3 protein-coding genes are annotated in these 14498 nt (G+C 45.4%); 1 reads left to right on the forward strand and 2 read right to left on the reverse strand.

Features of this window, described 5'->3' with window-relative positions; translation table 11 throughout:
- Positions 1 to 3: 3 nt before the first annotated feature.
- Together BCT34_RS21775 and BCT34_RS21780 are read right to left on the reverse strand one after the other, a co-directional pair.
- Complete coding sequence (locus BCT34_RS21775) at positions 4 to 1431, reverse strand: TolC family protein (protein ID WP_076654033.1); 1428 nt, start codon at positions 1429 to 1431, stop codon at positions 4 to 6.
- Positions 1432 to 1530: 99 nt separating this feature from the next.
- Positions 1531 to 1995, reverse strand: coding sequence for a hypothetical protein (locus tag BCT34_RS21780; protein WP_076654018.1), 465 nt, complete (start codon positions 1993 to 1995; stop codon positions 1531 to 1533).
- A 233-nt stretch (positions 1996 to 2228) separates the two neighbouring features.
- On the opposite strand from BCT34_RS21780, the gene BCT34_RS21785 reads away from it, so the two are divergent.
- The gene (locus BCT34_RS21785; protein WP_076654016.1) at positions 2229 to 14486 is read left to right on the forward strand and encodes a VCBS domain-containing protein; all 12258 of its coding nucleotides are present in this window, start codon (positions 2229 to 2231) and stop codon (positions 14484 to 14486) included.
- Positions 14487 to 14498: the final 12 nt, after the last annotated feature.

Genomic DNA, 14498 nt, shown 5'->3' on the forward strand with positions numbered 1-14498 from the left:
TCCTTATTGATGGTTTGTCGCAGTTGGTTGCGGTTGCTCAACCTGATAATCAAAGCCACTCAGGAGTGACGCGAGCTTGCTATTCACGATGTTGAGGTCAGTGATCAAGCGCTGTTGCTCTAGCTTCAAAGCAAGCTCATCTGCCGTTGCTGAAATCACATCATTAAACTGTGCCGTGTTGTTTTGATAACCTCTTTCAACCGCACGGATTCGCGCCGATGTCTGAGGTAATAAGGAACTTTGGTAACGCTCTAAGCGCTGGGCGAGGTTCGCCTTATCCACCAACAATGCATTCACTTGCGCGTTCATTTGGGAAAGTAAGGTGTCTTTTTGAGATTTAGCTGCGCCAACTTGGTGTTGAGCAGCAGACAAGTTCTTGTCTTGTCGGTTTCCGGTAAACAGAGGGATATCGACCGTTAGATAAGCACTCACAAGATCAGAAGCAGGTTCACCTGCCATGTTGTTAGCTTGTCGATGGGCATACATGACTTCTATGCCAAACTGAGGTGTGTAAGCTTGTTCTGCCAATTCAACTTGTGTCTGATTAGACGAGATAGTCGCGTCCGTTATCTTAACGAGCGGATGTTCCATCAACAGTTGATAGTGCTTAGTTGAATCGATATTGGTTGCTAGTTTATTTTCCAACACCGACCAATCAATTTGGTTAGTCGCTTTGAGTGTGCCCTGAGAATCAAGAGTCTGAGAACCAATAGCTTGATTCCCTAGCCAATCCGAACCCAACCATTCAGAAAGCTGAGAGATTAAACGACGTTGAACTTGCTGGTTTGCCTGCAATTTCTCATCAAGCTTACTCACTTGAAGCTGAGCGTTAAGCAGATCTTGCGCTTCACTTTTACCAATCGAGTAATTGGTTTGTACATAGTTTTCAAGCTCAACCAACAAACGACGATTTTGACGAATCACCGACTCAGCTTTTTGGTGATAGCCCAATTCAAGCCATAGCTGCGTCATGCTGTTAGCAACGGTAAGCTCACGAGCCTGCACTTGAAGAGCTAACCCATCCGCTTGCTGACCGGCTTTTTTTTGTTGAAGACCGAGTGTATTGCCACGCTCAAATTGCTGCATCAGACCAACCGAAATATTGGTCATTGGGTCTTCATCAAATTGGAAGCTATCGACTGGCAGACCACCAAATCCGACTTTTAGTTTTGGGTCCATCAAGGTTGCGCTGGCAATACCGGTTTCTCGCATCGCTTGCGACTGAGCAAAGTACTGCTTGCGATTGCTGTCTTGGCTCAATGCTATCTCAATCAATGTATTGAGTTGCTGTGTTGAGCTCTGTTGCTCCGCTTGTGTTGAAGCAGGTGCAGCAGCCGAAGTACTGGCTGAAATAAAAGCAGCACTCGAAACAAAGGCTGCAGCGACCATGACACTCGCGTTTATTCCAAACACGGAGGTTGTTGGTTTTATATTCACAATGAATGTCCATATCTAGCGTTAAATAACGCATATAAAAGATTGGCGTATCAGATTTATGATTCTGATATAGCTATGTTTTTAGATATAGATTTATGCGGTAGGTGGGCGTAACAAAGATTGAGCGCGTGCGACTTTCTGCCCGATAATGACAGATTGAAAACGAGCTAAAGAAGAGACAAAGGGATTGGCGGCTTGAACAGCCTGAATCGGGTAAGAAGTTGCAGAACACACTGAGGCACAGCAATCGGCACTCGAACAATGGTTACCCATCATCTGACTGCCGTCTTCGCTCATTGAAGACATATCGCATTGAGCCATCATGTCATGAGCACTCATACTAGAGTGTTCAGCGTGTGGATTTTCACTCATCACATGACATCCCGCCATGGAGTCATTAGCCGAAGTATCGCTGTGGTAACAAGCCGATTTACCCGAGCTCATTTCCATCATCATTACTTCAGTCATCATGGCTGATGAACTTGAGGCATAGCTAGACATCAACATCGCAATGATGCTGAAAACAATAATCCAAGTTTTTCGGAATGTGTTTGTCATAGCTTACCTTTGAATTTCCAACGCAACTATAAACGTTCCCCTTAGGGTAAGGTCAATACCATTGTGCCGATATTTGCCTGACCGTTGAAAAATTATTCATCCTCTCTTTCATCAAAGTGAGATAATTCTTCAACTTTGCAGTTTTTTCTTTAAAAATTATCCAATTAGCTAGCGAAACCTCTATCTGTGTATTTTACTTAAAATAGTGCAACCACGATTCACGGATGATAAAAATGGCTAACAAAAAAAACGTCGAAGCAAACAAGAAAAATACAGAAACCAAAAATAAGAAAAGTAACGAGCTAGAACAAAAGAAACCAACACAAAAAAAGAAGCTCAGACTGCATTCACACTTAAAAGTTAATATCCCACTTTTTCAATCACTCATGATGATATTACCATCACTGGCTAAACACGCTTCTGCCGAGGATGTAGATAACTCCGGCGGTGCTAAAGATCTAGTAACCGCAAATAACGGGAAAGAAAAAGACGTCATCGATGACCATACAAAAGCGAACTCATCAGAGATTACTCATCAAGAGGCTCAAACGAGCGACAGCGACGTAAACTCAACTTTAAATGCAAGTCACGCGCCCCATGGTTCGAATTCTCACTTAGTTCCTTCTCATCATTTATCGACGCTTTCTCACCCGCAAATCCATTACGTTCCTTCGGTATCGATGCCGACTATCTCCTCAGGAAGTAACGGTCAGCCGAGTCATTCAAATGTGCCTACCACACCAACTCTTCCCGTCACCAACGATAAGCCGGTGTTAAACCACATCAGCAGCCAAACCGTGAATGAAGGCGACCCGAAAATCACCGGTCAAATCACCTCAACGGATATTGACCATGGTGATACAGCAACCTATAGCTCGCCACTGACCCAACCGGGCTTTACGTTAAATACCGACGGCACATATACCGTTGACCCAACAGACCCTAGCTTTGAACACCTAGCGGTGGGCGAACATCAAACGCTGATTATTCCAGTCATTGCCACGGACAATAATGGCGGGAACAGTGTTTCTCAGAACCTGGTTATTCGTATCGATGGCACCAACGATAAGCCTATCGTGTCATCATGGGCGCAACTACCTGATGGTGTTGAAGATAAAACCGTCATCATTAAAGAATCGGATCTGTTAACACAGGCAACCGATGTAGATACTAGCGATACACTTACCGTCACTCATCTACAAGCTGAACACGGCACAATAGTTGACAATAAAGATGGTACTTATACTTATTCACCAGACAAAGACTACAACGGTGAAGTTCGTTTAACTTACCGTGTAGAAGATGGTCACGGTGGTCAAGTTGATACACAGGCACGCTTTAATTTAGCCGCTGTTGGAGACACAGCAAAAATAGGTGGGCAAGACACTGCAACTCTAGAAGAATTTGGCGACCGAACTTCGGCTTTCTCTGATATGACAGACCACTCTCCGGATCATCATCATGCTAATGAGAGTAAATTGTTCAATCAAATTCTATCTGTCAGTGGTCACCTAACCATTACCGACCCTGATCTTGGTGAAGCTGAATTTCAGTGGAAACCGACCGTCAATGGGCAATATGGGCATTTATCGATTTGGGATAATGGCAACTGGGTTTATGAAGTGTCTGCAGGTAACTCTGCTGCGGGCAGAGCCATTGATAAGTTGGGTCAAGGTGAAGAACTTACCGATACCATGACCGTCTACAGTAAAGATGGCACGCCACACGATATCGTTATCACCATTCACGGTGATAACGACCGTCCTTATTGCTCTTCTGAAGTTATCCTCAATGCAGGTACAGAAGATACTCGCCAAAACTTGACTGTTGCAGACTTATTACAAAATTCCGTCGATGTGGATCATAATGATGCTGGGTTATTAACCATTGCAAATCTACATGCCGACCACGGCTCTATTGCTATTAATAAAGATGGCAGCTTCTCGTTCACCCCAGATAAAGACTACAACGGCCCCGTGCTTTTTACCTATGATGTTAAAGATGCACATGGTGGTGTCACACGTACTCACGCTACAACTAACTTAGCCGCTGTCGGTGATGCTGCCATCATTACAGGGGATGATAAGGCCGATGTGCACGAGGATTCTAAGGGTAATCAAACTCAGTACGGTGCCAGTGCCGGCGGTTACGGGTATGACTTAACTGTAAAGGGTAAGCTCGACATTGTAGATCCGGACCAAGGTGAAGATAATTTCCCGCAGGGACATGGTTCTTCAACCTGGTATACCGGAGATCATGGTGGTCAATTAATTATTGGGGCAAAGGGTAGCTGGACTTACAATATTAATAATGCAGCTCCTTCTATTCAGCGCTTGGGGCAGGGCGAATCGATGGTGGATACAGTGCAAGTGCACTCCGCCGATGGCACCACCCATAATATTGCTATCACTATACACGGGACCAACGATGCGCCTGTACTAGCCGCCCAGACTCATTCGGTTACAGAAGACGGTAGCGTGCTGAAGGGCACAATGATTGCCACTGATGTCGATCACGGTGACAAGCAGATATTTAGTATTTCTAATGCTGTTGACGGTCTTACGTTTAATGCCAATGGTAGTTACAGCTTCGATCCAAGCAATGCAGCCTATCAGCATCTGGCCAATGGGCAGACTCAAACCTTGACTATCCCCGTAACGGTTACTGATAGTGCTGGTGCGACTGATACTCAGAATTTGGCGATTACCATCACCGGCACCAATGACGCTTCAGTACTGGCTAATGGGCTTGCCAGTGCAACAGTTACCGAGGATCAGACTTCTTCGGCAAACCAACTCTCCTCCTCATGGCAAAACCTAGCTATCACTGATGTTGATAGCACTGCTGAAGCTGCCATTGTACAAATTGAAGTGAACGGTGTACTGCATCAAGTGCCTGCGGATTTCGCAATGAGTCTACAGGGCGACCATGGTACTTTTCATACAACGCATGGTACTGATGGGCATGATAAATGGCGCTACACTGCTGATAACACGCACAGTGAAATACAGGGTTTAAAAGATGGGCAAAGCCTAACTGATTCTATTACCTTAATTACCGCCGATGGAACAAGAATTCCGATCACAGCGACAATTCAAGGTGCCGATGATCACGTTATCATTGATACGCCAAATGCTGTGACAGCGAGTCTGGGCACTGCGATTGAAGATACCAATACATCGATTTCTGGCATGTTGGCAGCACACGATGTTGATACAGACGACAGTGTTCATTTTGAAGTACAAAACACTGCAGGTAGTTATGGCACGTTATCGGTAAGTCAAGATGGCAGCTGGCATTATGATTTAGACCCGGCCAAAGCTAATCCATTAAATCCTTGGGACAATGTCCCTGAAGTATTTAATGTTGTGGCAGTTTCTAGTGATGGGTCAAAAGCCACGCAACGTATACAAGTTAATGTGCAAGGTACTTCTGATGCAGCGATTATCAATGGCGTTGACAAAGGCTCGATTATCGAAGATCAACATATTGGGTCAAGTTCACTTCACACAATAGCAGTTTCAGGCTTATTGACCGTGACGGATCCTGATGCCGGACAAGACCATTTTCAATTCAGTCAGTTTGGTGAACAGGCTATGCACGATCCTTTTGGTGGCAGTTTACACATCACCCCACAAGGTGATTGGGGATATTCAGTAAGTAACAGCGCGCTGCAGCACATTCATGAAGGTGATACTGATAATGTTGTGTACCGCGTGCAGTCGGCAGATGGCACGTCACATTTAATTATTATTACGGTAACAGGCACCAACGATGCACCTGTACTTACCGCTCAGACTCAGTCGGTAATCGAAGATGGCAGCGCACTTAAAGGACAGATGCAGGCCACTGATGTCGATGACAATACACATCTCACTTTTGAAATTGCAACCCCTGTAGATGGTTTGACCTTTAATGCTGATGGTAGTTACACCTTTGACCCCTCCAATGCCTCCTACCAACACCTTGGTGCAGGGCAAGATCAAACGATTACCATTCCTGTAACGGTAAAAGACGAGGTCAACGCAACATCGACTCAAAATCTAACGATTATTGTTCATGGCACTAATGATGGTGCGATTATTAGTGGTGATACAAGTGGAGCTAGTAAAGAGGATACTAGTTTATCAGTTGTTGGTCATGCTATCGTCGCTCAAGGACAATTAACCGTAAGTGATGTTGACACTGGTGAGGCAACATTTCCATTTCAACAGGGTGCGAGTGTTCAGGGATATGGAAAGTTTTTAGTAGCACCCTCAGGAAGATGGAGCTATTCAACTAATAATGATGACACTCGTATCCAAGCCTTAGGTGAAGGTGAGACGTTAACGGATACCTTTAAGCTGCATTCCGCTGATGGTACAGAGCAGACAATAACAGTGACCATTGAGGGGACTAATGACGTGCCTACAGTCTCTAGTGCTGTAGCTCTCACTGCGGGCACTGAAGATGTAGCACAAACTATTACTACGGCACAACTCCTTGCCAATGCCACTGACGTTGATACCAGCGACGTCTTGAGTATTGCCAACCTCGCAGTGAACCACGGAACCTTTACCGGTCCTGATAGCTCAGGGAACATCCATTTTATCCCAGAACCTAATTATAACGGAACGGTCACATTTACCTATGATGTAACCGATACTCACAATGGATCCGTTCATACAACAGCAACTACAGATCTATCTGCCGTAGGAGATGCCGCAGTTATAACTGGACCAGATTTAGATATCACCGAAGATGTCAATGTTGACACTATGGGCCGAGCCATAACTGTTCATGGCCAGCTAAATATTGTAGACCCTGATACTGGTGAATCTCACTTTGATCCCAATATCGTACAGGGAACAAATGGCCCACAAGTTGGGTATACTTCTACCCATGGTGCTAAAGTACTTATGGATCCTGATGGATCTTACTCCTATATTATCGACAATGACTCTAAGACTGTTCAACAGCTTGCTGAGGGAGAATCTCTTGTTGATACCGTAACGATAAAATCAGCTGACGGTACCACCCACGATATTAACGTAACAATTCACGGTACCAATGATGCTCCAGTACTTGGGGTGACCCAAACAACTCACGCTACGGGTACCTTAACTGAAACCGATGTAGACACTTCAGATACCCACCAGTTTTCTGTTACACAAGGAACTGGTCACTTTGGAACTCTCACCGTTGATTCTCAAACTGGTGCGTACACCTATACACCTAATGGATCGGTAGTTGGTATGCAATACAATAGCCTACTAGGTCACTATGTAGGTGAGGAAATCTTTGAAGTAAAGGTTGTTGATAATCATGGCGCCGAGTCGTCAAAATTTATGACTTTCGGTACGCAGGGATTTGTCTCTGCACCAGCGGGAACAGGAACAGGTCCGGTGATTGTCACAACAACGGCACCAGTAATTGGAACAACTCCGCCACCAGTATTTGGTGCAACCCCTGCAGCATCAAATGCAGTAACGCTTGATCTTGCAAGTAGTAGTGACAGCGGTAATTCACAAACAGATAATCTTACCAATGACACCACGCCAACCATTGATGGTCATACTGACATTCCGTTCTCTCAAGTAACAATCTACGATGGCTCACAAAATGCGATTGGCCATGGGACTTCTGATGCTTCAGGCAATTTCTCTATAACGGTTTCTACAATAGGCGACGGAGTTCATCACCTTAGTGCGTATGCACTTGATCCATCAGCTGTCGTGCCAACGATATCTTCAAACCTTGATATTACTGTTGATACACAAGCCGATATTGGAGTCCATATGGTGCAAACACCTACTGGGGGCCATATTGATGCATTACAGCTGTACATGGGGCAAGATGTTACCGCAACTTCAATTCAGCTGGTTGATGAACATGGTAATCACGTCACCATAGACCCAACAGTACACATGACACCGAGAGCAAGTTCTAGCCACCCAGATCATAACTATGTAACTTACAATAATATTGATGTTTCGACTCTCAGCGGCACGGTTCATGTCGAAGTAGAGGGAATCGATACTGCGGGCAATACCGTTCAAGATCACAGTGGAAGCTACACGGTTGAAGTACTTTCTGCGATAAGCGTATCTCTTACTCATGATACAGGAACAGATACTACCGATCTCATTACCAATGATGGAAGCTTATCTATTAGTGGGCAAAATAATGGAACCTCGTTACAGTACTCCACCGATGGAGGACATCACTGGCTAAGTAGCTTCACTCCTTCTCAAGGGTTGAACACGGTAGAAGTAAGGCAGATATCTGTTGCTGGAGGTACATCAACAACCGCTAGTTTAACCTTTACATTGGACAATCAAACGTCGGCTCCAACAGTGTTGCTGACAACTGACAGTGGCACTGACTCGACTGACAGCATCACCAATGTGGGTGGTATTACAGCGACTGTAACTGAGCAGGGAGCTACACTTGAGTACTCTAACGACGGAGGGAAAACATGGAGCGCCACAGAACCTACTCCTGTTGAAGGTACCAATACGGTTCTTGTGCATCAAACTGATGTGGCAGGCAATGTGTCACCATCGGCAACAATAAGCTATACCCTTGATACTCAAATATCGGCTACTGATGACCATGGTACTGCTACTGAAGATCAAGGCCCTACTGCTACTTCTGGCAATGTGCTTACCAATGATGATACTGGTTCTACGGTGGTATCAACCGATGTAGTAGGAAACTACGGTACCTATCACTTTAAAGCTGACGGTTCCTACACCTACGAGCTTGATAACTCAAAAGTGCAAGATCTTGCTCAAGGTCAAACACACGATGACCACGTGCAATATGAAATAACCGATGGTGTGGGTAATATAACCCATGCAACGTTGACAACAACCATTACGGGAACCAATGACGCCGCGTTAATCACTGGTGTTGACCAAGGTTTTGTAAATGAAGATACAGCACCAACAATGTCTACCCATCTCCGCGTGTCTGATGTTGATGCGGGAGAAGAGCACTTTCAAGCTGGAACTCTTACAGGGAAATATGGTTCGGCAGTACTTCAAAGTGATGGTTCGTTAACCTACACCCTTGATAATTCAATGCCTGCTGTTCAAGCATTGGGTTCAAGTGACCATATTCAGGATGTTGTTACTGTTACAAGTACTGATGGTACGACTCACGATGTGACGGTTACTATCCAAGGAACCAATGATGCAGCGCACATCTCCGGCGTTGATCATGGGAGTGTTTATGAAGATACATCACCGGTTGTGTCTACCCATCTCCGCGTGTCTGATGTTGATGCGGGAGAAGATCATTTTCAAGCTGGAACTCTTAGCGGATCATACGGCTCGGCAGTGCTTAAAAGTGATGGCTCCTTAACCTACACCCTTGATAATTCAATATCTACCGTTCAAGCACTAGGTGCTGGTGAATCATTACCGGATGTCGTAAAGGTTACCAGTGCTGATGGCACCACTCACGACGTAACGATCACGATACATGGAACTAATGACGCTCCTGTACTGGGCGTTACACAAACAACCTCCTCCACCGGAACATTGACAGAGACCGATGTGGATACCTCAGATACCCATACATTTTCTGTCGTACAAGGTGCGGGTCAGTTTGGCACGCTCTCTGTGGATCCCCAAACAGGAGCATATACCTATACGCCAGGTGGTGCCGTACAGGGCATGCATTATGATAGTCATCAGGGGCATTATGTAGGTGATGATACCTTTGAGATAAAAGTGGTAGATAACAACGGTGGTGAATCTTCCAAATTTATCACCTTTACAGCGCAGGGTGTTGTATCTACACCAACTGGAGGTGGAACAACGCCAACGGTAACAACTTCCGTTCCTTCACCGGCACTCGTAACATCTACTGCACCAGTGACAGGGGCAAACCCTACAGCATCAAATGCAGTAACGCTTGACCTTGCAAGTAGTAGTGACAGCGGTAATTCACAAACAGATAATCTTACCAATGACACCACGCCAACCATTGATGGTCATACTAACATTCCGTTCTCAAAAGTTACTATTTATGATGGTTCACAAAATGCGATTGGTCACGGCACTTCTGATGCTTCAGGAAATTTCTCTATAACGGTTTCTACAATGGGCGACGGAGTCCATCACCTTACTGCCAGTGCACTTGACCCATCAGCAGCTACGCCAACGATATCTCCAGACCTTGATATTACTGTCGATACAAGCATTGATAAAACCAGTGTTGATTTGCAAGCAGGCTCTTATTCTGGCATATCAGATAGCGATGATTTAACCAATGTGGATACCCCAATATTGACCGGTGTTGCACAAGCTAATGCAGCTATCTCTATTACCGATGAAACAGGTGCTGTTGTTGCAACCACAAGAGCTGACAGTCAAGGAAACTATCAAGTTGCAACACAGCCATTAAACGAAGGGTCACATACATTAACCGTAACAGCGACGGACAATGCGGGCAATGTGGCAACGGCAAGTCAGCCAATAAACATCGACTTAACCGCACCGGCTCTGGCCCGGGTGGATCTAGGGTCAGGTCAGCCCTCAGTGGTAAGCCTGACGGGCACCACCAGTCTCGATACAGCATCGGTGGATATTGTGATCAAACACAATGTGAATCAAAGCGCTATCGAAATTCAACATATTCAAGCGCATTTGGATGGCAAGGGTGGTTACTCCGTTGACTCGACGCAATTACCAGACGGCCCTTATACTGCTTATATTACAGCCACCGATAAAGCGGGCAATGTTGCTCCCGTGGTGATGGATCGGTTTGGGGTAGATACCCATGCCAATGCCCCCACGATTAGCTTTGAATCGACAGGTACGGATGCTGTTTATAATGCAGCAGAGGTTGCTCATGGGCACGCGGGAACTATTACGGCAACGGTGCACATTCCTTCTGATGCACAAGAGGGGCATGAGCTAACTATTAATGGTGTCAGTCACATATTAACGGCTGCTGATAAGTCTCATGGAAGCTTTACCGTTGATGTGGAGGTAGTCCCTGGCAGCACCGTAACGGCCTTTGTTACTGATGAGTATGGCAATGTGTCTGCAACGGTTTCTGAAACTGCAGCTGTAGCCGATACCGTTGTGTCTGCTTTAACGGTTGCGCTAACTCATGATACGGGAACAAATGGCAGTGATCTGATTACCAATGATGGTTCACTCACTGTTACCGGTCAAGAAACTGGTGCTCATGTTGAGTACTCCGCTGATGGGGGGCAGACCTGGACGAATACATTTACGCCTCAAACGGGTCCTAACACCGTTGAAGTTCGTCAAACGGATTCAGCTGGAAATGTATCAACACCAGCAGGTTTTACCTTCATTTTAGATAATCAGGTTTCACCTCCATTAGTACGCTTATCGCATGATACAGGCAGTTCCCAATCTGACCTTGTGACAAACGATGGGTCACTTACGGTGGCGCCTACAGAAGCTAATGCTGTCATTGAATACTCTATTGATAATGGTCAACATTGGAGCCGTAATTTTGCTCCTACAGAAGGTGTGAACAATGTGCAGGTGCGTCAGACCGATGGTGCTGGCAATGTATCACCTTCTGCTATCATTTCTTACACCTTGGATACTACTGCGCCAACCGTCGCGTCCGGTGCTACAGGGCAAACGGTGGAAGATACAACAACAAGTGCTTCAGGTACTTTAGTTGCCACAAACGCAGAGCATATTATCTGGCAGGCAAATGCCCCTCAGACAGGTACCTACGGCACACTTTCGTTTGATGAGCATACAGCAACCTGGACCTATCAACTTGATCATAGTAAAGCAGATAGCTTAACCGCGCATGAAAATCGCGGTGAAACTTTCACCGTCACTGGTGCCGATGCTGCCGGTAATGTCATTCATCAAACCATTACGGTTAACGTGCAAGGCACAGATGATTTACCGGTTATTTCAAGCTCGCAACTTGGTGATGTTATTGAGGCCGGCGGTGCTAATTTAGGCATCGCACAAATCAGTGGTGATTTGTCTGCTTCAGACGTAGATGCCTCAGGTACATTCCATTGGTCTGTTGTTAACGGCACCGGAGCTTACGGTAATTTAACGCTTGATGATAATGGCCATTGGCAATATATCTTAGACAACACAAAAGCGAATAGTTTAAGCCAAGGGCAAGTTGAAACAGAAGACTTTGAAGTTGAAGTGATGTCGCCTGATGGCGGAAAAACGATTCAGCATGTGACCGTTTCTGTCCATGGCAGTCTAGATTCACCCACCTTAACGGCAACCCAGGAATCAACTACATTCTCACCGGTGCTCGCAGAGGCAGACTTTACTCAGTTGCAGGGAAATCAAGATATAGAACTGTTAGGTTATCAAACAACCAATATTGTCAGTGGTGGACAACTCGATATAGCGGCAGCGTCCAGTCAATTAGTTTCTAAACCCACGGGTGAAGGTGTTGGCGTCGAAGGTGCGGGTAATAGTCAGTTTGATGCTCATATCTCTCACGAAATTAACATCGGTGAGACGTTATTACTGCACTTAAATGGTGCTGCTCGTTCTGCGATTGTCCAACTTTCTAGTTTTGATGATGTGACCACATTACCTAATTCTGCTGCTAATGATAAAGCCCATTGGATGGCGTTTGATGATGCTGGTAAATTAGTCGGTGAAGGGGATGTACAACCAAGTTTGATCCATAATGGTCGCTTTGAAATAACTTCTACATCAGCTTTTTCATACATAGCGGTTCAAGCTGTAGATACTGGGACTGGTAACAGTCGATTTTACTTAAATAGCGCTGAAGCAAATTTAATTCAGTACGATACAAAAGTAAACTTAGTGGGTCAGCTTAGCGATGTTAGTAATACCGATGCGTTAGTATTTCATGTTAGTGGTATGAGTGCCAGCGCGTCGTTCGACCATGGTACAAGAGAGAGCGACGGATCTTGGACTATTACTGCAGCGCAAGCTCAGGACCTTCACTTGAGCCATGCCGGCGATTTGCATCTTCATATTGAAGCAATTGCAACAGATTCAGGGGAAACAGCAACAAGCTCTGTTGTAGACCTTGATGTCACTCGTCAAGGCATGAAATACACCACAGTCAGCGGTGTGCATAAAGCATCCGTCACCGAAGACAATATACAAGATGTTTCGGAGCAACTTCATATTGAAAGTAATGTGCAAGGTCCTCATACATTTATCGCGCAGAACGTGACCACTGCATCAGGGGTATTTGCCGTGACCAGTGATGGTCATTGGACCTTCCACGTTGACACACAAGCGTTGCAAACAATGAACGTTAGAGATGTGCACCATGAAACTTTTACCGTTCAAACTAATACTGGAGAAAGTATCCAGGTTAATGTGGATGTGCGCGGAAATGATGACCCCACTATTCTTGGTGGCTCGTTAACGGCGGTAATGAATGAAAATCAAACCACCGCTGCGACTGGCAATATCTCGCTCACAGATGTTGATACCGTCGTAAATCCGGCTGAATTTCCAGATCTATCAAGAGGGCACGGAGATGCTGGATTTGATTATGATGGAACATACGGTACGTTGCATGTATCAACTGATGGGGCGTGGCGATATACGCTCGATGCTACTAAAACAGAGCAATTACAAGCCGGTGAAGTGGTACACGAAACCTTTGATCGTATCATTGCAGGTTCATTAAGCCATTTTAATCAGAATACTCTTGGGCAAGTTGATATTGAAATCCACGGTAGTAATAATGTGCCGATAATTTCTGGCGCAACCTCGGGCAGTGTTGAAGAAGACGTTACATTACATGCAAGCGGACAGCTACATATTACTGATGTGGATACTGGTGCCGATGGTCTGCAAAGTGAAGCCAGTTTTGTTGCATTTACTGATCAAGTAAGTGATCACGGCTACGGTTACTTTAGTATCGATACCGATGGCAGTTGGCATTTTGATTTAGACAATACAGCTCAAAAGGTACAAGGACTTGCTGCTGGCCAGCATGTTACCGATACGGTCACAGTCACCACTGCTGATGGTTCCTCTCAGGTTATTACTGTTGATATTGAAGGGAATGATGACACCACTCTTCAAGTCAACACTCATCCCGCACCTCCACCACCCGGGCCGTCGCAGGTGCAACATGATGTACCTGATGATGTTGACTCGTTCACTGTAGACCTCGTAGAGGATTCTTCCGCAGAGGCTCATCTTGATATAAGCGCCCTGCAAAGCACTGACATGCACAATGAACAACCTGCTGAGATAGCACCAGCAACCGGGGCTGCGGCGTATTTAGATGCATTAGGTATTTCACCTAATGCAGGGACTGGAGAGACGCCACAGCAACCTCTACCGGATGATATTGATATTGTGTTAACCCAAGCAGACCAACTCGCTACTGACCACGATTTATCAACAGGGCTCGATTTATCCGATGCGCTTTCGCAAGACGATCATCAGCATATGGTGAAACATGATGATGAACAAGACAATATAGAGCACCATCATGTAGCGGATTTACCTGATATCGATCCAAATAGCTAGATTGAAACGATA

It is taken from the genome of Vibrio sp. 10N.261.45.E2, assembly GCF_002875705.1.
GTDB lineage: Bacteria > Pseudomonadota > Gammaproteobacteria > Enterobacterales > Vibrionaceae > Vibrio.